Annotated in this window: 23 protein-coding genes; 16 read left to right on the plus strand and 7 right to left on the minus strand. The window is 45.4% G+C overall.

Going from position 1 to position 19,895, the window contains the following annotated elements:
• Positions 1-14 precede the first annotated feature (14 nt).
• The 3 genes from B2W60_RS08165 to B2W60_RS08175 all read left to right on the plus strand — a co-directional run bounded on the left by B2W60_RS08165 (position 15) and on the right by B2W60_RS08175 (position 3,669).
• On the plus strand, positions 15-2,204 hold the full coding sequence (locus B2W60_RS08165; protein ID WP_292359847.1) for a YgiQ family radical SAM protein: 2,190 nt from the start codon (positions 15-17) through the stop codon (positions 2,202-2,204).
• A gap of 333 nt (positions 2,205-2,537) precedes the next feature.
• Positions 2,538-3,083 (plus strand): cytochrome b, encoded by a 546-nt coding sequence (locus tag B2W60_RS08170; protein WP_292359845.1) that lies wholly within the window; start codon positions 2,538-2,540, stop codon positions 3,081-3,083.
• Between the two features lie 16 nt (positions 3,084-3,099).
• Complete coding sequence (locus tag B2W60_RS08175; protein WP_292359844.1) at positions 3,100-3,669, plus strand: YceI family protein; 570 nt, start codon at positions 3,100-3,102, stop codon at positions 3,667-3,669.
• Positions 3,670-3,678: 9 nt separating this feature from the next.
• Here B2W60_RS08175 and B2W60_RS08180 read toward each other — a convergent pair whose 3' ends face one another.
• Both B2W60_RS08180 and B2W60_RS08185 read right to left on the minus strand, forming a co-directional pair.
• Positions 3,679-3,918 carry a hypothetical protein gene (locus tag B2W60_RS08180; RefSeq protein WP_292359843.1) on the minus strand — a complete coding sequence of 80 codons (240 nt, stop codon included), beginning with the start codon at positions 3,916-3,918 and terminating at the stop codon, positions 3,679-3,681.
• A gap of 15 nt (positions 3,919-3,933) precedes the next feature.
• On the minus strand, positions 3,934-4,062 hold the full coding sequence (locus B2W60_RS08185; RefSeq protein ID WP_292359841.1) for a hypothetical protein: 129 nt from the start codon (positions 4,060-4,062) through the stop codon (positions 3,934-3,936).
• 78 nt (positions 4,063-4,140) lie between these two features.
• On the opposite strand from B2W60_RS08185, the gene tsaB reads away from it, so the two are divergent.
• The 3 genes from tsaB to cmoB are packed head-to-tail and all read left to right on the plus strand — an operon-like array spanning position 4,141 to position 6,526.
• A complete protein-coding gene (gene tsaB / locus B2W60_RS08190) occupies positions 4,141-4,830 on the plus strand; it encodes a tRNA (adenosine(37)-N6)-threonylcarbamoyltransferase complex dimerization subunit type 1 TsaB (RefSeq protein ID WP_292359840.1) in 690 nt (229 codons plus the stop codon).
• Positions 4,827-5,558 (plus strand): carboxy-S-adenosyl-L-methionine synthase CmoA, encoded by a 732-nt coding sequence (gene cmoA / locus B2W60_RS08195; protein WP_292359838.1) that lies wholly within the window; start codon positions 4,827-4,829, stop codon positions 5,556-5,558. Before tsaB ends, cmoA begins: the two co-directional genes overlap by 4 nt.
• Entirely contained in the window at positions 5,555-6,526 is a 972-nt protein-coding gene (gene cmoB, locus B2W60_RS08200) for a tRNA 5-methoxyuridine(34)/uridine 5-oxyacetic acid(34) synthase CmoB (RefSeq protein WP_292359836.1), read from the plus strand. The genes cmoA and cmoB overlap by 4 nt, the downstream gene beginning before the upstream one ends.
• Positions 6,527-6,573: 47 nt before the next feature.
• Here cmoB and B2W60_RS08205 read toward each other — a convergent pair whose 3' ends face one another.
• Positions 6,574-6,915 (minus strand): hypothetical protein, encoded by a 342-nt coding sequence (locus B2W60_RS08205; protein WP_292359834.1) that lies wholly within the window; start codon positions 6,913-6,915, stop codon positions 6,574-6,576.
• Positions 6,916-7,201: 286 nt separating this feature from the next.
• Positions 7,202-7,393 (minus strand): CPXCG motif-containing cysteine-rich protein, encoded by a 192-nt coding sequence (locus B2W60_RS08210; RefSeq protein WP_292359832.1) that lies wholly within the window; start codon positions 7,391-7,393, stop codon positions 7,202-7,204.
• 114 nt (positions 7,394-7,507) lie between these two features.
• Between B2W60_RS08210 and B2W60_RS08215 the strand changes: the two genes are divergently transcribed.
• Complete coding sequence (locus B2W60_RS08215) at positions 7,508-8,440, plus strand: ZIP family metal transporter (protein ID WP_292359831.1); 933 nt, start codon at positions 7,508-7,510, stop codon at positions 8,438-8,440.
• On the opposite strand, the gene B2W60_RS08220 is transcribed toward B2W60_RS08215, so the two are convergent.
• Entirely contained in the window at positions 8,429-8,926 is a 498-nt protein-coding gene (locus B2W60_RS08220) for a GNAT family N-acetyltransferase (protein ID WP_292359829.1), read from the minus strand. The two genes, B2W60_RS08215 and B2W60_RS08220, sit on opposite strands and share 12 nt — an antisense overlap.
• Before the next feature lie 10 nt (positions 8,927-8,936).
• Complete coding sequence (locus tag B2W60_RS08225) at positions 8,937-10,709, minus strand: SLC13 family permease (protein ID WP_292359828.1); 1,773 nt, start codon at positions 10,707-10,709, stop codon at positions 8,937-8,939.
• 391 nt (positions 10,710-11,100) lie between these two features.
• On the opposite strand from B2W60_RS08225, the gene B2W60_RS08230 reads away from it, so the two are divergent.
• The 9 genes from B2W60_RS08230 (at position 11,101) to B2W60_RS08270 (ending at position 19,325) form a co-directional block, all read left to right on the plus strand.
• Positions 11,101-12,462, plus strand: coding sequence for an OprO/OprP family phosphate-selective porin (locus tag B2W60_RS08230; RefSeq protein WP_292359826.1), 1,362 nt, complete (start codon positions 11,101-11,103; stop codon positions 12,460-12,462).
• A gap of 38 nt (positions 12,463-12,500) precedes the next feature.
• Positions 12,501-13,514: a sulfate ABC transporter substrate-binding protein gene (locus B2W60_RS08235; protein ID WP_292359824.1), complete on the plus strand. Its 1,014-nt coding sequence runs from the start codon at positions 12,501-12,503 to the stop codon at positions 13,512-13,514.
• A gap of 63 nt (positions 13,515-13,577) precedes the next feature.
• Entirely contained in the window at positions 13,578-13,802 is a 225-nt protein-coding gene (locus tag B2W60_RS08240) for a TOBE domain-containing protein (protein ID WP_292359822.1), read from the plus strand.
• A 23-nt stretch (positions 13,803-13,825) separates the two neighbouring features.
• The gene (locus B2W60_RS08245; protein WP_292359820.1) at positions 13,826-14,512 is read left to right on the plus strand and encodes an RBBP9/YdeN family alpha/beta hydrolase; all 687 of its coding nucleotides are present in this window, start codon (positions 13,826-13,828) and stop codon (positions 14,510-14,512) included.
• A gap of 29 nt (positions 14,513-14,541) precedes the next feature.
• Complete coding sequence (locus B2W60_RS08250) at positions 14,542-15,174, plus strand: peroxiredoxin (RefSeq protein WP_292359818.1); 633 nt, start codon at positions 14,542-14,544, stop codon at positions 15,172-15,174.
• A 389-nt stretch (positions 15,175-15,563) separates the two neighbouring features.
• Positions 15,564-16,403 (plus strand): sulfate ABC transporter permease subunit CysT, encoded by an 840-nt coding sequence (gene cysT / locus B2W60_RS08255; protein WP_292359816.1) that lies wholly within the window; start codon positions 15,564-15,566, stop codon positions 16,401-16,403.
• Positions 16,400-17,299: a sulfate ABC transporter permease subunit CysW gene (gene cysW, locus B2W60_RS08260; RefSeq protein WP_292359814.1), complete on the plus strand. Its 900-nt coding sequence runs from the start codon at positions 16,400-16,402 to the stop codon at positions 17,297-17,299. Before cysT ends, cysW begins: the two co-directional genes overlap by 4 nt.
• 17 nt (positions 17,300-17,316) lie before the next feature.
• Positions 17,317-18,408: a sulfate/molybdate ABC transporter ATP-binding protein gene (locus B2W60_RS08265; protein WP_292359812.1), complete on the plus strand. Its 1,092-nt coding sequence runs from the start codon at positions 17,317-17,319 to the stop codon at positions 18,406-18,408.
• Positions 18,405-19,325, plus strand: coding sequence for a CysB family HTH-type transcriptional regulator (locus B2W60_RS08270; RefSeq protein WP_292359810.1), 921 nt, complete (start codon positions 18,405-18,407; stop codon positions 19,323-19,325). Before B2W60_RS08265 ends, B2W60_RS08270 begins: the two co-directional genes overlap by 4 nt.
• Positions 19,326-19,343: 18 nt before the next feature.
• Here B2W60_RS08270 and B2W60_RS08275 read toward each other — a convergent pair whose 3' ends face one another.
• Positions 19,344-19,874, minus strand: coding sequence for a lipocalin family protein (locus tag B2W60_RS08275; protein WP_292359808.1), 531 nt, complete (start codon positions 19,872-19,874; stop codon positions 19,344-19,346).
• Positions 19,875-19,895 lie beyond the last annotated feature (21 nt).

A 19,895-nucleotide genomic window follows, 5' to 3' on the forward strand; every position in this document is an offset into this window, starting at 1 on the left:
TGATCTGAGGTTCTATGCAAGCCGCTCCTGATATTTTTTCCTACCGCAAATTCTGGGCTCACCGCTTCGGCATTGCACCACAATTGCCAATGTCACGCAGTGAAATGGAAGCTCTGGGTTGGGACAGCTGCGATGTGATTATCATTACCGGTGATGCCTATGTGGATCATCCCAGTTTTGGCATGGCATTAATTGGTCGCTTGCTGGAATCTCAAGGCTTTCGAGTCGGCATCATCTCGCAACCGGATTGGAACAGCACCAAAGATTTTCAACGACTTGGTAAACCGAATCTGTTTTTTGGCGTCACCGGCGGCAATATGGATTCGATGGTCAATCGTTACACCTCCGATAAAAAAATTCGTCGTAATGATGCTTACACTGCTGATGGTGAAGGTGGCAAACGCCCTGATCACAGCGTCGTCGTATACAGTCAGCGTTGTCGGGAAGCCTATAAAGGTGTGCCAATTGTTATTGGTGGCATCGAAGCCAGTCTGCGTCGTATTGCACATTATGACTACTGGTCTGAAAAAGTCCGTCGCAGCGTGATTATGGATTCCAAAGCGGATTTACTGGTTTACGGTAACGGTGAACGCCAGGTAGTGGAAATAGCCCATCGGCTGGCACAGGGTGAAGCGGTTAAAGACCTGACAGATGTGCGCGGCACGGTTTATACCCGTCGTCATGGTCGACGTGAAGAATGGTGGGAAAAGGACTCTACCAGTATTGATAAGCCCGGCCAGCTTAATCCACCGATTGATCCTTATCAGATGCAGACGGAAGAGAGTTGCGAGCAATCCAAAGCGGAAACCGCCGAGAAAAATGCTGCTCCGGCGGAACCAGCAACTAATGTCATTAAAATCCATCGGGTCTCACCGCGAAATGCCGATAAAACAGTGATTCGTTTGCCGCGTTATGAAACGGTTAAAGATGATCCGATTATTTATGCACATACCTCGCGGATTCTGCATTTGGAGACTAATCCGGGCAATGCACTGGCGCTGGTTCAGCAACATGGCGATCAGGATGTCTGGCTGAACCCGCCGCCCATCCCATTGACCACCAAAGAGATGGATGCGGTGTTTGATCTGCCTTATAGCCGTTTACCGCATAAGGAATATGGCAAAGCCAATATTCCGGCTTACGAGATGATTCGCTTTTCAGTGAACATTATGCGTGGCTGTTTTGGCGGTTGTACATTCTGTTCGATTACCGAACATGAAGGTCGCATTATCCAGAGTCGCAGTGAAGATTCGATTATTCGTGAGATTGAGGCAATCCGCGATACTACTCCGGGCTTTACCGGCATTATCTCGGATCTGGGTGGACCGACCGCCAATATGTACCGGCTGGCCTGTAACAGCGAGGAAATCGAAGCCAGTTGCCGTCGTTTATCCTGTGTTTTTCCGGGTGTTTGCAAAAACCTCAACACCGATCACACGCCATTAATTAATCTATATCGTCGTGCCCGCAGTCTGCCGGGTATTAAGAAGATTCTGATTGCCTCCGGACTGCGTTATGACCTCGCGGTTCTGTCTCCGGAGTATGTTAAAGAACTGGTCACGCATCATGTGGGTGGCTATCTGAAAATTGCGCCGGAACATACCGAAGATGGTCCACTGTCGCAGATGATGAAACCCGGCATTGGCACTTATGACAAGTTCAAAGCGATGTTTGATAAATATTCCAAACAGGCTGGCAAAGAACAGTATCTGATACCTTATTTTATTGCGGCTCATCCGGGTACGACTGACAAGGACATGATGAATCTGGCGTTGTGGTTAAAACATAATGGCTTTCGAGCTGATCAGGTTCAGGCGTATTTGCCCTCACCGATGTCAGCTGCAGCAGCCATGTATCACTCAGGCAAGGACACTTTGCACAAAGTACGCCGTCAGGGCGGCGATATCACCGTTCCAAAAGGTTTGAAAGTAAGGCGCCTGCACAAAGCATTTCTGCGTTATCACGACCCGGAAAACTGGCCGATGTTACGTGAAGCCCTGAAAAGTATGGGCAGATCTGATTTGATCGGTAATGGCAAAAAGCATCTGATTCCGAGCTTTCAACCTAAAGGCACTGGCGAAATGGGTGAAGGCAAACGCATTACCCGTAAGGCTAAAACGCCATCAACGCAACCGGCTTTCCGTACCCAGCATGTCAGATCCAAAAAAGTAAAAAGTGGAACGCAACGTTCCCGCAAACGTTAGGGCTTGTTGATCTTTCATCTCCGCCTCTGTTGTGAACTGAAAAAGCGTCAATCAAGGCTCGAGGAGCACCCTTTAGTTATTCTAAATAAGCGACGAGCAACGCAGAGTGGCGCTTTTTCAGTCACAACCCGAAGGGCTGGGACTTTTTTTGCGCCCGCCTGCGTTGTCAATCACTTATGTAGGATGGCTACACTGCGTGCTTTCCGCCTTGTCTGACACAAAAATAGCCTCCAGCAGTGGTGGATATGAAAGATCAACAAGCCCTAGATGGAACCCAGCCATCAAAAGCTGGGTCAGATATGCATTCTGATAGTTTCCTATGGAGAGGAATAAATGCGTTTAACCAATACTCCTGAACGTTATGGTCTGATCAGTATCTTGCTCCACTGGTCAGTCGCATTGCTGACGATTGGTTTATTCATCCTCGGATTATGGATGGTTGATCTTGGTTATTATGATGACTGGTACTATCAGGCACCCTGGTGGCATAAAGGCCTTGGATTTATCGTCTTTATATTAGTCATTCTGCGTTGGATCTGGCGTCCGGTTGCAGGTAAACCCGCCTCGATTGAATCAATACCTGTCTGGCAACAATGGATGGCTAAAGTAGCTCATCAATTGATGAATATTGCCATTGTTGTATTGACTGTCACGGGATATCTGATTGTCACCGCGAAAGGTCAGCCTCTGGGAATTTTCGACTGGTTCAATATCCCTTCCATCACGCAATTGAGTGTCCCGACCAGTGAGCTGGTGAGCAAGCTGCATTTATGGTCTGCCTATTTCATTATCGGGTTGGCTTCTCTCCATGCGCTGGCCGCATTAAAACATCATTTCATCAATAAGGACGCCACTTTGCGTCGCATGCTTAATCTTTAAACCAACAGGAGTTACCATGAAAAAAACCATCTTTGCTTTGGCGATGAGTACGGCTTTTATATTACCCGCGCAGGCGGCTGATTATGTGATTGATACGGAAAAAGCTCATGCGTTTATTGATTTCCGCATTCAGCATCTAGGCTTCAGCTGGATGAGCGGGCGTTTTAATGACTTTGAAGGGACATTCAACTATGACGCAGAAAACCCGGAAGCATCAAAAATTGATGTGAAGATTGATGTTGCCAGTGTGGATACCAACTTTGCTGAACGTGATAAGCACTTGCGTGAACAATTTCTGAACACGGCCCAGCATCCCGAAGCACGCTTTACTTCAACCAGCTTTGAGCAGCAGGCAGATGGCACTTTATTAATGAAAGGTGATTTCACCTTGCATGGCGTGACCAAACCGATGACTATTCCGGTGGAAAAAATTGGTGAAGGTGAAGATCCATGGGGTGGTTACCGTGTGGGGTTCCATGGTGAAACCAGCTTTATCATTGAAGATTATGGCATTGATGTCAGCAAGCTGGGACCAAGCTCGCAGGAAGTCTTTCTGACCTTGTCTATTGAAGGCATCAGACAGTAACTGAATAAATTACTCTTGACTGGCTAGCGCGTACAAACGCTCCAGTTCGTCATCTAAACTGTTTGCTGGTACAACTTCGTGACCTCGGTTGTACCAGTAAGCAGCATTAGACATATCGCCTTCAATTCGATGCAAGTAACCATGAATCAAGCATGCCATCGGATCATTGTATTGCTGAATAAGCTGGTGAGCGCTATTCCAGTCTTTTTCGCGAATGTTATCCAGTGCTTGCAGATGTATGACGCTCATTGGTTTCCTCGCTATTTATGACTGCCAGGTAACACTACCCAGCATCAGCAAACTACCCACTACTGCGAAAGGTGATGTTACCACCACAAACAACAGTTTCATCAGTTCACGAAAAATATAGATGGAATCAGCGATATAACCCATAGCGAACCTCCTTTGTAGTCGACGGTTGAATTATAATGCGCGTCTATGACGTTCAAATGACATGATGATGACCAGCCAATGAATTTGCTTGCCCTTGATACCAGTACCGAAAGTTGTTCTGCCGCAATAACCATTAACGGCGTGTTGTATCAGCAGCAGCAAATGACTCAGCGGGGTCACTCAACCCTAATACTGGGGATGCTTGATCAGCTTTTCAAGCAAGCAGATGCGTCAATCGCTGATATTGACGCATTGGCATTCGGGCACGGCCCCGGCTCGTTTACCGGGGTTAGAATCGGGGTGGGGGTTGCTCAAGGAATTGCGTTTGCTCGTGAGCTTCCGGTTATTCCAGTCTCGACTTTAGCAGCAGTCGCCCAGGCTGCTGCTTATGAGCAGACCCAACAACACAATATAGCGGTGGCGATGGATGCGCGGATGGATGAAATCTATGCAGCCAGTTTTCAGGTACAAGGTGGGAGCGTTGTGCTGCTGGGTGAAGAAAAAGTCTGTCCGGCAGAACAATTCCTGCCAGCTAATACTGAGATGTGGTTTGGTGCTGGCACTGGCTGGCAAGTTTATGCAGATACATTGCAAAGCAATTTTTCCGGACAGTTAATTGGTCAGCAACCTGATATTTATCCGCAAGCAGCGATTATTTTGAAACTTGCCGAGCAATTATACGCACGGGGCGAATATGTCAGTGCGGAAAAAGCTTTACCCGTTTACCTGCGCAACGATGTGGCCAAAAAGAAGGCGCAACAGGGATGATCAAAAAAGCCGATAACATTTTTGCTTCACCGCTGGAACAGATGGTGGACTTTCGCTTTGATGAGCGCGTGGTGGATGTATTTCCCGATATGATCCAGCGTTCGGTACCAGGCTATGGCACCCTGATTTCCAATATTGGCATTCTGGCCGCTCGATATGCTCAGGCAAACAGCAGATGCTATGACCTGGGCAGTTCATTAGGAGCGGTTACTTTATCAATGCGCCAGCGTATAAAAGCTGAAGGCTGTCAGATAATTGCGGTTGATAATTCGGCCGCAATGATTGAACGAGCAGAGAAAATCATTGGGGCTGATAATAATCGAGTACCGGTTGAGCTGCGCTGTGAAGATATTAACCAGACGCTTATTGAAAATGCCTCAGTAGTGGTGATGAATTTTACGCTGCAGTTTATTGCACCAGATTTACGCGATGAGTTGATTGATAAAATCTATCAGGGCTTGAAACCCGGTGGTGTATTTATCCTGTCGGAAAAACTGGCTTTTGACAGTGATGCGCAACAGATTTTTTTTACTGAAGCACATCATGATTTCAAACGCGCTAATGGCTACAGTGATCTGGAAATCAGCCAGAAACGCAGCGCCCTGGAAAATGTATTAATCCCCGAGACTCAGACAGCACATCAGCAACGTCTCAGCCAGGCGGGTTTTTCCAGCAGTGAATGCTGGTTTCAATGTTTTAATTTTGCCTCTTTGATAGCGTTTAAATGACCGTATATGAACCGTTTTATCGTTGGCTTGACTCCGTTGGACAAGCTGACTGGGCCAAACAATTGGCCAAATTTACTGACCAGCGACTGGCTGATGATTTTCATGGCAAGATGCCGTTATGGCAAAAAGCGTTGGCTGACTTACCCTTCATAAAGCCTTCCGCTATAGAACTTCAACAACAGGTGGCTATTGGCTCAAAAGAAGATTTGGCGGCTTATGACTCAGCTTCATTTATTGAGCTGATCAAAACTTTTCATCCCTGGCGCAAAGGCCCGTACCAATTATTTGATATACACATTGATACGGAGTGGCGATCGGATTGGAAATGGGAGCGCGTATTGCCGCATCTTAGTTCATTGCAAGGTCGTAAGGTACTTGATGTCGGTGGCGGCAATGGGTATCACGGCTGGCGCATGGTGGGTGAGGGTGCCAGCATGGTGATGGGCATAGATCCGACACTGGTTTTCAGTATGCAGTATCAACTGATGCAACACTTTATTCAAAGTGACAGACATTTTGTCTTGCCGATTGGAATTGAACATATGCCGGAAAAACTGCACCTGTTTGATACGGTGTTTTCGATGGGCGTTTTATATCATCGCCGTTCACCGCTAAATCATTTACTGGAGTTACGCCATTGTCTTCGCCCGGGGGGGGAGCTGGTGCTGGAAACGTTGATCATTGACGGGGAAGAAGGCATGAGTCTGATGCCAGAAGAGCGTTACGCGAAAATGCGTAATGTCTGGTTTATCCCCTCGGTGCCGACCATGCTGATATGGTTGCAGAAATGCGGCTATAAAAACATACGCTGTGTAGATGAAAATCAAACAAGTCTGGAAGAGCAGCGTGCAACAGAATGGATGACCTTTGAATCATTGCAGGATTTTCTGGATCCTAACGATATCAATAAAACAATTGAAGGTTATCCAGCACCGAAGCGGGCCATATTTATCGCTGATGCGCCCTAGGGCGTGTTTATCTACTGCTGGTGGCTATTAATAAGGCTAAACAGGTTCTAAAAAGCCATTGAGGTAGGGGAAACTGAAATCCATTTACCACTTCGATGCTGACAGGCATCCAGCGATTTTTCCTGTATATCGTCGCCATTTTTAATTTTCAACTGATAGGCCAGACAAGGGTAATGACCGTAAGAATAACTGCGTAAAAGCTGGATTTGATAGTGAATTCCGGTGTGATGATTAATCCAGCCATGTTCGGACTCGAAATCATTTGACGAGAGGATTTCCTGGGTTCTGTCCAGATCAATAGTCGTCATCGCAGTATCAGTTTCAATACCGGCCTCGACACCCGCTAAAAGATCGAGTGATGCATAAGCTTGTGGTATTAACAGCGCCATTAGAAGGGCCGGATATAAAGTATTGTGCCAAATACGATTCAATGTGCATTCCCATAATTGGTTTAAGTCCATTAGAAACCGAAATATACCATCCTTCAATAAGTAAACTATCCTTGTTTAAGCAGGATATTTTTCCTTTAAATCCATATGCTTATTTTTTTCCGATGTTTGACCACCCAAAAAACATTACTTAGCAATCCCTAATCTTGCAACCTGGTCATATAGTTGAGGCTTCAGAAATGAGACATTTCATTTACACAATTAGCTCCAGTAAAACGCTTTAATCTCACGCATTTTCATCAACAGCATCAACATGAAATGAACCGTCATCGTTCACATAAACCGAAAACTGTATTGGCCGGCAGCAGACAAAACAATCTTCAATATATTCCTGAAAATTCACACTGGCATCGAGTAAAACTTCAATAATTTCACCACAGTAAGGACACATAACAGATTGTTCCTGTAAAGCTTGCATCGTCATACTCCAAAATTGTTTATTATCGTTATGAATATATGGGGATGGATTAGTTCAATATCTTAAAGGTATTGAGTGTGATAAACCTATGGCCAGTCTTTTTGGAAAATCCGGATGCAACAGGCAATAAAGCAAACTTTTTCTGCACTTCTTATCAGTTGGCGTGAACAATTCAATAGTCGTCCCATTATGTCAGCGTTCATCCTGTTAACGCTAATGGCGATTGTCGGCATGCTGCTCATGAATTTTCTGAGCACACATACCAGTGTTGATCCGCTTTTCCTGAAATGGGCATTGATTGGCGGTGGTGTGGGAGCGCTTTCAACGGCAATGGGAGCCGCACCCGGATTAATTGTTAAAAAACTTCCCACGGTAACGGAAGATACGATGTTGGGCATGGCTGCCGGCATGATGCTGGGAGCAAGCTTTTTCTCACTTATTCTGCCTGGTATAGACGTTGGAACTGCATTAACCGGCCATGCTCTCAGCGGTGTGGTTATTGTTATTGTGGGTATGATGGGGGGCGTGTTGTTGATGTTAGGGCTGGACTATTATTTGCCGCATGAACATCAGCACTCCGGTCCATGTGGAGCGGGACATCAACAAGTGGGACGGGTAAGCCTGTTTGTTTTGGCTATTGCGCTGCATAACTTTCCTGAAGGCATGGCAATTGGTGTCGGGTATACAGATGGAAATCTGGCTGTCGGGATTCCACTGACAGCTGCAATCGCGTTGCAGAATATTCCTGAAGGACTGGCCGTTGTATTAGCGCTGAGACGTATCAATATTTCAGCTGGCAAAGCCGTAACAATTGCTGCCGCAACTGGATTGGTAGAGCCGGTGGGAGCAGTGATGGGGATTTTTCTATCAAGTGGTTTGCCAGTTTCTTACCCTCTGGGATTAGGTATTGCAGCCGGAGCGATGATATTTGTTGTTTCTCATGAAGTCATACCGGAAACGCATCGTAATGGTCATCAGACCAAGGCCACAATGGGGCTGATGGGGGGATTGTTTGCCATCATGTTATTAGATACGTTATTGGGTTAAATCACCATACTCAAACAGATACCGACGATCACCGAGACCAATACCTTCGGCAATCTGTTTAAAACCTGATTGCCGATAAAATTTCAGCAGCTCGGGGTAATGTGCTACTGCATCTAACTGCAGTGTTCGCCCTTCAGTCAGTTCGAGACAGTACTGCAGCAAAAATCGTCCGTAACCAGATTGTTGATGCTGTGGGTGGATTGCCAGTTGGGTGAGATAAAAATCAGCATCAGGTGCCTGTGGCCAGCAGTCAGTGTAATAACTGGCTGGTTGAACGCCCAATGCCACACAACCAATGAGCTGTGATTTTTGTTTGAGAACATAGACTGTTTTTTGCAGCAGATTTTGTTTGACGGATTGCTCATCATAAACATTCAGCCAATGCGACATACCTTGCTGATGCATATCTCTGGCACAGTGGTTTAATAGCGAAACAAGGTCCGGAATATCTATCTGACAAGCAAGCTGAATTTGTACGTTAACCATCTGCATAATGTCAGTTCAGTGGCCAGATCAGCATTATTACTGCAAGCGTTACTGCACCAATAAATAAATTCATTGGTATACCCACTTTTAAAAAGTCACGGAAATGATAGCCGCCCGGACCGTATACCATCAAATTGGTTTGGTAACCCAACGGCGTTGCAAAACTAGCTGAGGCCGCCATCATTATGGCAAAAACAAATGGCTCATTATGCAATCCTGCCTTTTCAGTAAGCTCAAGCACGATGGGTAACATTAACACGGCCGCTGCATTATTGGTGATCAACTCGGTCAGCACTGAAACGGCAATATAAGTCATTATCAACATCAACCAGGGTTGATTCTGACTGACCGAAACAATGCCTGTAGCCAAATAGTCTGCGACGCCGGTCTGTTGTAATGCCACACCCAAAGCAAACGATGCAGCAATGGTTAAAATAACCGTTAAATCCAGACTGCGTTCCGCCTGACTAACGGAGCAACAACCCGTTAATATCATTAGTGTTGCACCGATCAACGAGGCGTGGAGCATATCAATAAAACCGAATCCTGCAGCAGCCACCAAGCCTATCAAAATCACCCAGGCAAGAACCGCTTTATCGTGATTGGGTGATTCTTTACCCAAATCATTAATCAATAAAAAGTCTTTGTTGTAACGTTGTCGGCTGACAAAAGCGGGTCTGGCTTCCAATAATAGCGAGTCACCCGCTTTTAAAACAATATTGCTCAAATTGCCCACGATACGTTCACCATTTCTGGCGACAGCCATAATGACAGCACCATATCGTTGACGGAATTTTGCTTCACGAATGGTTTCGCCAATAGCCGCACAGTGCGGTGAAACAACAGCTTCTACCAGACTACGTTCAGGACGATCTGCAGAAAGGACTGTGCTTTCTGCATCAGAGGTTGAGGCGACAATACCTCTAATCCGCAACAAATCAGTAATGCCCTGAGTATCTCCGGCAAATACCAGACGATCACCACCTTGCAGACGCTGTTCAGGTGTGACCGCCGTTAATACTGTTCCATTACGTTCAATTTCCACCAGATAAACACTTTTCTGTTCACGTAAGCCCGCTTGTTGAATACTTTGCCCAACCAATGGCCCATTGGCCTCGACCATCACTTCCAGGGTGAACTCCCGTACATTTTCGAATGCATGACTTTTTCCAATATCCGGCAACCATTTAGGAAAAAACAACCACATAAAAATCAAGCCGCAGATAGCGACAGGCAACCCTATAATCGTGATCGAAAAAATAGAGAAACCGGCTTCACCGGTTAACGATTGATACTGACCGTTTAAGACCAAATTGGTACTGGTTCCAATTAACGTGAGTGTTCCGCCCAGAATAGCCGTATAACTCAAAGGAATCATGAGTTTTGATGGATTGATGTTTATCCGTTTACACCAGGCGAGCAGACCCGGAACCATGGTGGCAACCACAGGCGTGTTATTTAAAAATGCACTGAGAAAAACGACCGGGGTAAACATTCTCAGATAAGAGCCACGAATAGATTTTGGCGAGCCTAACAAGGATTTCACAAAAATATCCACGCCCCCTGAAGCATGCAAACCGGCGGCAACAATAAACATGGCGGCAACCGTAATCAAACCTGCATTACTGAATCCTGCCAATGCCTGTGGACCATTGAGAATACCGGTGGCTAACAACACTGTCATCGCCGTTATCATGGCGATATGAGGTCTCACTCGGCTAAATGTCAGCACCAGTAAGACCGATAAAGTAACGGCTATGGTAAACCAGCCTTGCCAACCCATTTTCTACCTCAAGCTATTTTTCAAAGTGCTAATAATGACAGGTTTATAAATAAGTGGAATTAATAAGAGGGAATATACATATATTTAAAAGCTATATGGAAAATGGCACTGCTTAGTTGGAAACAAAACTTAAAGGTCATTATCCACTTGTATGAAAGGAGAAAAATCATCTGCATTTTTTATTTGCTAGCGCCCAATCAAATTCACCGAAGCTGAAAAGCTTGCTGAAAAAGTATCTGCACTGTTTTTTTTAACAGATAAAATCATAGCTGAATGCTCAATTTTACTTGCTTAACAAGATAATGAATAAACAATCCTTTTTTACTTGGTTCGCTTTATAACCCTGTCTTTCTACTATCTGCCTGCACTTCACAAAAACAGGAGATAGACAGTGTCATTCAAACTTAAACCTTTAACACAGCATTTGCTGCTGGCCGGATTGATAAGCATCTCGCCGTTAGCGGCACAGGCGGCTGATAATGATGCCGATGCGCGCATCGAAAAGCTCGAACAGCAAGTGAATTTGCTGCTGGAAAAACTTGAGCAGCAAAATGTACAACTTAACCAACAACAAGAAGATATTCAAGCTACTAAAGCAGTAACTAAAAATGCAGTAATCACCAAAACTAATGGACGAAGTCTGTCATTTGAGTCGGCTGATGGTGATTTCAATGCACAAATTGGTGGCCGTATCCAAGCTGATGCTGCTTTTTATGATAGTGAAATCCCAAGTGGTGATGGTACTGATTTTCGACGTTTGTTTGTCGATTTACGTGGTACCGTCTACAAAGATTGGGACTATCGCTTTCAATACGACTTTGCCCGTCCCAATGGCAGTAGTTCAACACGCGGTGTCAGAGATGCCTACTTCAAATATACCGGGCTCAATATTGGCAATATCACCGTTGGTCAGTTCAAGGCGCCATTTGGCCTTGAGCATCTGACCAGCAGCCTCAATAGTACTTTCCTCGAACGCGGCCTCAACCATGTGTTTACCCCTGACAGGCGTATCGGTGTCGGTTTTGATACCGCAAGCGATAACTGGACGTTTGCCGTGGGTGGGTTTGGCGGTCCGGCAGAAGAAAGTGAAGATAACTCCAATAATGATTCAGATGAAGGCTGGAATCTGATTGGTCGTCTGACCGCGACACCGGTTAAAACCGACAACGGCTTTATTCACCTTGGTTTGGCGGCACGTCAGAACTGGGCACAGGATACTGATGGCAGTGTTCGTTTTCGCGAGCGGCCTGAAGTACGCCTGGATGGTGCCCGTTTAGTGGATACCGGCAATATTGCCGGGGTTGATGATTCACAGTCTTATGGGCTTGAGTTTGCCACTGTTTATGGACCTTTTTCCGTACAAAGTGAATTCATTCAAACCAAGCTGAAACGAGATGGTGCGTCTGACCTGGATTTTGATGGCTGGTACGCCTACGCCAGTTATTTCCTGACCGGCGAATCACGTGCTTACAAAAATGGCATCTTTGATCGCACTAAACCTAAATCGCCAGTGGGCAAAGGCGGCTACGGAGCCTGGGAGGTCGCTGCTCGCTACAGTACGCTGGATTTAAATGATGACACGTTAACAGGTGGAGAACTGGACAATGCCACTTTAGGTGTCAACTGGTATGCAACTGACAATATTCGGTTTGCCGCCAACTACGTCAAGGTACTGGACGTAGATCGCCCAGGCAATGCCAATGATGATCTCGATGGCGATATTTTTGCCGTACGGGCCCAGGTCGACTTTTAAAACTTAAATCTTAATCACGTAACTTTTTGGAGAAAAAAATGAAATTTAAAACAGTATTGAAAACCCTGCCTTTGGCATTGAGCCTGGCAATATTTTCGGCAAACACACTGGCAAAGGATATTGAAATCCTCAATGTTTCTTATGATCCGACTCGTGAGCTGTATCAAGAGTACAACCCAATTTTTGCTAAGTATTGGAAAGAAAAAACCGGTGACAACGTTAAGATACAACAATCTCATGGTGGTGCAGGCAAACAGGCGCGGGCCGTTATTGATGGCCTGGAAGCCGATGTTGTTACCTTGGCATTAGCCTATGACATTGATGCCATTGCCGAAAGAACCGGCAAAATTCCAGCGGATTGGCAGTCACGTCTCGAAAATAATAGTGCGCCGTATACTTCTACCATCGTTTTTCTGGTGCGTTCTGGCAACCCGAAAAACATCAAAGATTGGGATGACTTGGTCAAAGAGGGCGTGGAAGTTATCACACCTAACCCGAAAACATCAGGTGGCGCACGTTGGAACTATCTGGCGGCATGGGGCTTTGCTGAACAAAAGTATGGCAGTGCAGAAAAAGCCGAAGAGTTTGTCAGCAAAATCTATAAAAACGTCCCCGTTTTGGACTCTGGAGCACGTGGTTCAACTAACACCTTTGTGCAGCGTGGAATTGGTGATGTGTTTATTTCCTGGGAGAACGAAGCATTTCTAGCGATAAACGAATTGGGCAAAGATCAGTTTGAAATCATTGTTCCCTCGGTTTCAATTTTGGCAGAGCCACCAGTGACAGTTGTCGATGGTAATGCTGAAAAAAACGGAACACAACAAGTGGCTAAGGGCTATCTGGAGTATTTGTATTCACCGGTCGGCCAGGCTTTGGCAGCCAAACATTATTACCGCCCCTTTTCTCCAGAGCATGCTGATCCGCAGGATATTGCTCGCTTTCCACAAGTGAAAATCTTCACAATTGATGAAGCATTTGGGGGTTGGCAAAACGCCCAAAAGACTCATTTTAACGATGGCGGTGTGTTTGACAGTATCTATTCTGTTCAATAATAAAATCAGTAAATCCGGCCTGAAATGGTTCAGGCCGGACCTTAAAAAGTAAAGGAAATTATCATGACAATTAAAGCGATAAACAGTCGAAATCAATTTAAAGGCATTATCAAGCGAATAAAACGCGGTGATGTGGTCAGTGAAGTTGAAGTGGATACCGGTGCGGGTGTGATTACCTCGGTGGTGACAACGAGTTCTATTGATGACCTGGGTCTAAAGCCAGGGTTTGAAGTCATTGCTTTGTTTAAATCCACTGAAGTTGCTCTGGCAAGTTTTAGCAAAATATAAAAACAAAGCCGAGGAGAAGATCAATGAAAACCAAAATCTTAACTGTGCCAGGGTACCATGGCAGTGATGAAAATCACTGGCAGACATGGCTGGAGCAACAATTTCCTGACAGCGAACGGCTGACGGGTGTGAACTGGAAATCACCACGAATTTATCCCTGGGCAGAAGCGCTTGAGAAACAGCTTGATACTATGCCGGGGCAAGTGATTTTAGTCGCTCACAGTTTTGGTTGCCTGGTGAGTGCATTGATTGCTTCCTGGCGTCCCGAGAAAGTGGCAGGTGTTATTTTAGTCGCTCCAGCCGCACCACAGCGCTTTTCGCTTTATGGACCGATCACCGAAAACCAACAGAATTTACAAACCATAGCTGGCGCATTACCTGACCAACGTCTAAATACCTTAGGAGTACTAGTGGCCAGTAAAAATGACCCATGGATGTCAGTTGTTCAGGCTGATCAACTGAGTCGCGATTGGGGATTGGCCTTTTACAATGCAGGAAACGCCGGACATATAAATAGTGAGTCCGGTTATGGCGAATGGCCGTTAATTAAAGACTTTGTTTCAGCCATGCTGGAAGCTATTGAACCCTTACCTGGTGATGAGGTCTTTCAATTAAGTAGCTGGAACAGCTCTCGTAAACGTCTTATACCTAAAACATATTCAACAATCGGTTTAACAACGCAGCAAAGTGCATTTTTACAATACGCCTGATATGCAGGCTTGGATAATGGAGAATTAACATGTCAATTCGATTGGGTGATGAAGCCCCTGACTTTGAACAAGATTCAACAGAAGGGCGTATTCATTTTCATCATTGGTTAGGAAACAGCTGGGGCGTGTTATTTTCACACCCAGCCGATTTTACCCCAGTGTGTACAACAGAACTTGGTTTGACCTCCAAGTTAAAAGCCGAGTTTGACTCGAGAAATGTCAAGGCGTTGGCGTTATCGGTTGATCCAGTGGATAAGCATCACCAATGGATCGACGATATCAACGATACGCAAAATACCACGGTGAACTTTCCAATATTGGCCGATGCCGATCGAAAAGTATCTGAGCTTTACGACATGATTCACCCCAATGCCAGTGCGACTCTCACGGTACGATCATTATTTATCATCGATCCACAGAAAAAGGTCAGGTTAATCATTACCTATCCTGCCAGTACCGGACGGAATTTTAATGAAGTGTTGCGAGTAATTGATTCGCTGCAGTTAACCGATAATGAAAAAGTAGCGACGCCAGGTAATTGGCTGCCGGGCGACCGGGTGGTGATTGTGCTATCTCTGCAAGATGAAGCAGAACTTGCTAGTCGTTTCCCTCAGGGATATGAAGCCGTGCGACCTTACTTACGTTTTACAAAGTTAAAGTGATCTAATCTAGCTATAAATAGCTATTGCATTTGTGATATCAGCCAGTAGTTCTTATCGGACTACTGGCTTTTTATTATCTAAAACCAATAGCCAAAGCGCAGCAAAAATTGTTTTAGTTGCTAAAAGAGATATTTAAAGACAAAACATTAACTTTTTTAACTGATAAAAAAGCGATTGTTTTATCTAAGTTATTGTAAATTAAAATTAAAAAATCTAATCCAGTGCTATGCATAAGCTTTGCATATTTTGTTATTTCTCAGCATAAAAAAGCCTCTCTACACTTTGCGAACATCGTTTTGAGAAGGAATAGACATGTTACGCAACCCCATGAAACAGGCCACTCAGATCCTTGCCAGCGGTGCGTTAAACCGTGATGAAGGAAATGACTGATGGCCTCAATAAAATCATTTTCTGTTTTACCCGGTTTCGGTTTGTCGATGGGATTCACCCTGGTTTACCTGTCGCTGATTGTGCTGATTCCATTAAGTGCCGTATTTATTTTTACCAGCCAATTAACCTGGGCAGAATTTTGGGCGATTGTCACTGCGCCACGGGTCGTTGCTTCTTACAAACTTTCATTCGGTGCGTCATTAGCGGCAGCTGCCATTAATACTGTGTTTGGTCTGATGCTGGCATGGGTATTAGTTCGTTACTCGTTTCCGGGGAAGAAGATTGTCGATGCGTTGGTCGATTTGCCTTTTGCCTTACCTACGGCGGTTGCCGGTATTGCATTAACCGCTTTATATGCACCGAATGGCTGGTTAGGTCAGTTTATCCAAGGCTATCTGGGCATAAAAGTCGCCTTCGCGCCATTGGGCGTTTTGGTGGCATTGGTGTTTATTGGTTTGCCGTTTGTGGTTCGGACGGTACAGCCGGTATTGCAGGATCTGGAAACTGAACTGGAAGAGGCTGCCTCGAGCCTGGGCGCGAATCGCTGGCAGATTTTTCGTTATGTGCTGATGCCTATTCTACTGCCTGCGCTAATGACAGGGTTCGCTCTGGCATTTGCCCGTGCGGTCGGTGAATATGGCTCGGTTATTTTCATCGCTGGCAATATCCCGATGGTTTCGGAAATCACGCCGCTGATGATTATTACCAAACTGGAACAATACGACTATGCCGGTGCCACGGCGATTGCAGCGGTGATGCTGGTCGTGTCATTTGTGATGTTGCTAGTCATTAACGGCCTGCAATCTTGGGCTGGCAAACGAACAGGAAGGGATAAATGAGCCATACAATAATAGTGGATAACATTTCCAAGCATTCTGCCTGGGTTTCCCAGACAAAATTTGAAAAAAATGTAGCAACGCGGGAATCGAAGTGGATCAAATTCAGCATTATTAGTATCGCGCTGATTTTTTTTGGCTTGTTTTTAGTATTGCCCCTGGTCGCCGTATTTGCAGAGGCATTACGCAAAGGTGCGGGTGTTTACTGGCTGGCATTAACTGATGCGGATGCTTTATCAGCAGTCAGATTGACCTTGATAACGGCGTTGATTGCAGTGCCATTAAACCTGGTGTTTGGTGTAGCGGCCGCCTGGGCGATTGCCAAGTTTGAATTCAAAGGCAAGCAGTTGCTGATTACTTTTATCGATCTGCCTTTTTCCGTTTCACCTGTCATTGTGGGTTTAGTGTATGTGCTGGTTTTTGGTGTGAATGGCTGGTTTGGTGAATGGCTGGTGGCCAACGACATCAAAATTATTTTTGCTGTGCCGGGCATTGTGCTGGCCACCATTTTTGTAACCTTTCCGTTTATCGCGCGTGAGTTGATTCCGTTGATGCAGGCGCAAGGCAAAGAAGAAGAGGAAGCGGCTGTGGTATTGGGCGCGAGTGGCTGGAAGACGTTCTGGTATGTGACGTTACCGAATATCAAATGGGGTTTGTTATACGGCGTGATTCTGTGTAATGCCAGAGCGATGGGCGAATTTGGTGCGGTATCCGTGGTATCCGGACACATTAGAGGCCAGACCAATACGATGCCGTTACACGTTGAAATTCTTTATAACGAATATAACTTCGCGGCGGCCTTTGCAGTGGCTTCATTACTGGCATTACTGGCTTTAGTCACGTTGGTATTAAAGACCTGGGTGGAACACCGCGCTGAAACCAATGCTTCGGCACACTAATTAAAAGAGATACGAAGATGAGTATAGAAGTTAAAAATTTACACAAACAATTTGGCAGTTTTACAGCACTTGATGATATTTCGTTGAATTTTCCGTCAGGTGAACTGGTTGCGCTTTTGGGGCCATCAGGTTGCGGTAAAACGACATTACTGAGAATTATTGCCGGTCTTGAACAGGCAGATTCAGGTTCAGTTATTCTGGATGGTGAAAATGCTTCAGATACCCATGTCCGTGAGCGGCAAGTGGGTTTTGTGTTTCAGCATTACGCATTGTTCAAACACATGACCGTATTTGATAACGTCGCGTTTGGTTTGCGGATGAAACCGCGTAAATCCAGACCTAGTGAAAAAGTGATTGCCGAAAAAGTCCATCGTTTGCTGGAGTTGGTGCAACTGGATTGGCTGGCGGACCGTTTTCCTTCACAACTGTCTGGAGGTCAACGACAACGTATTGCTTTGGCTAGAGCATTGGCGGTAGAACCTCGAGTTCTATTATTGGATGAGCCATTTGGTGCCTTGGATGCCAAAGTACGTAAAGAGCTACGGCGTTGGTTACGTAAATTACATGATGAGTTACACATCACCTCAATTTTTGTGACCCACGATCAGGAAGAGGCACTGGAAGTAGCTGACCGAGTGGTGTTAATGGATCATGGAAAAGTTGAGCAGGTAGGCACGCCTGATGAAGTGTATAACCATCCGCAAACGCCGTTTGTTTATGGTTTTTTAGGATCGGTAAACCTGTTTCATGGCCGGGTAGACGATGGACATCTGCATGTCGGTGATGATGTGCTGCATGACCAAGGTGAAAATTACGGCCCCGGTTCAGAAGTTTACGCTTTCGCACGACCGCATGAATTGGATATAGTCGTCGATACACAACAAGTCAGTGGATTATCTGCCAAGGTGAATCGCGTTTTGTCGTTTGGTCTTAATTCACGGGTGGAGTTGGATGGTATCAATAGTGCTCACGGCCAGCATTTTGAGGTGGAATTAAGTCCTCAACGGGTGCATGAATTATCATTAATACAAGGTCAGATTGTTAAATTAGTGCCATCAAAATTAAAGCTGTTTCAACGAGATAGCGTACAGAAGGATTATCACGCTTGAACTTTCAACAATTAAGAATTATCCGCGAAACAGTCCGACGCAATTTCAACCTGACAGAGGTAGCTAATCATTTGTTTACCTCGCAGTCAGGTGTGTCCAAACACATTAAAGATTTGGAAGACGAGCTTGGCGTTGAGCTATACATCAGAAAAGGGAAACGATTGACCGGCCTGACCGAACCAGGCAAAGAAATGTTGAAGATTGTTGAACGCATGTTACTCGATGCGAATAATATCAAACGCCTGGCGGAGCATTACAGTCAGCAGGATACCGGCAAATTAACCATTGCGACAACCCATACGCAGGCGAGATATGTGTTGCCGGAAGTGATTACCCAGTTTAAGCAACGCTATCCTAAAGTACATTTAAAACTGCATCAGGGCAGCCCGGATGAGATCGTCAAAATGATGATTGAAGGGGAGGCTGATATTGGCATTGCCACAGAGGCGTTGGGGAATATTCCCGAATTAGTCAGTTTTGCTTATTACCATTGGCAACATGCGGTGATTGTGCCCAAAGAGCATCCTTTGATAAAACAACAGAAGCTGACTTTGGCGGATATTGCAGAGTATCCCATCGTCACCTATCACGAGGGGTTTACCGGACGCGCCACTATCGACAAGGCCTTTCTCAAACAACATATTGATGCTGATATTGCGATGTCTGCACTGGATGCGGATGTGATTAAATCTTATGTTGAATTGGGATTGGGTGTCGGCATTGTCGCGGCTATGGCCTACGATGCCGAACGTGATATCAAATTAACGTTGTTGGATTCCAGTCATTTATTTGAACAAAACATCACCAAGATTGCCGTCAGAAAAGGGCACTACATGCGCCAGTTTGCCTATGATTTTATTCAGCTTTGTGTACCGGATTTGCCGGAAGAAGCCATGGTCGCGGCGATTACGCAATAATGACACGGCAATGGCTTTTTAATCTGGCCATTGCTGGGGTACTTTCTGAATCTCTGAAATGTCATAACCCTGCTCAGCGAGCAACTGCAGCATCTGCAGGTAATCCTGTTCGGGAATCTGCGGTGTTCTGGCCATTATCCAGACGTAATCACGTTTTTCACGACCGACAATCGTCTGCGTGTAATCTTCATTCAGATAAACGATTCGATAATCGGCTTTGACTGGCCAGATAAACTGCATACCCCAGACAGCATTTGATTCGTCATCCAGAATGAAACCTTTGGGATGGTACTGTTTCTGTTCGCCATCGAAACTGTCTTTATTAAAGGTAAAGGTGGTGGCGATAGTGCCATCTTCATTTAGTTCATAAGTTTCAACAGCGTTGTGCGCACCTTTCTCAATAAAGGTTGGAATATTGGCGATGACATACCAATCGCCCATAAAGCGATTAATATCAACATAGTTTTCCGTGCGAATGGGTTGTGACATTGACTGACATCCTGCTAATAGCGTGATAAACAGCAACAGAGATAATTTACGACCAGACATCGGCATCACTCCTGATTGGAG

Source organism: Methylophaga sp. UBA2496, from assembly GCF_002341635.1.
Lineage (GTDB): Bacteria > Pseudomonadota > Gammaproteobacteria > Nitrosococcales > Methylophagaceae > Methylophaga.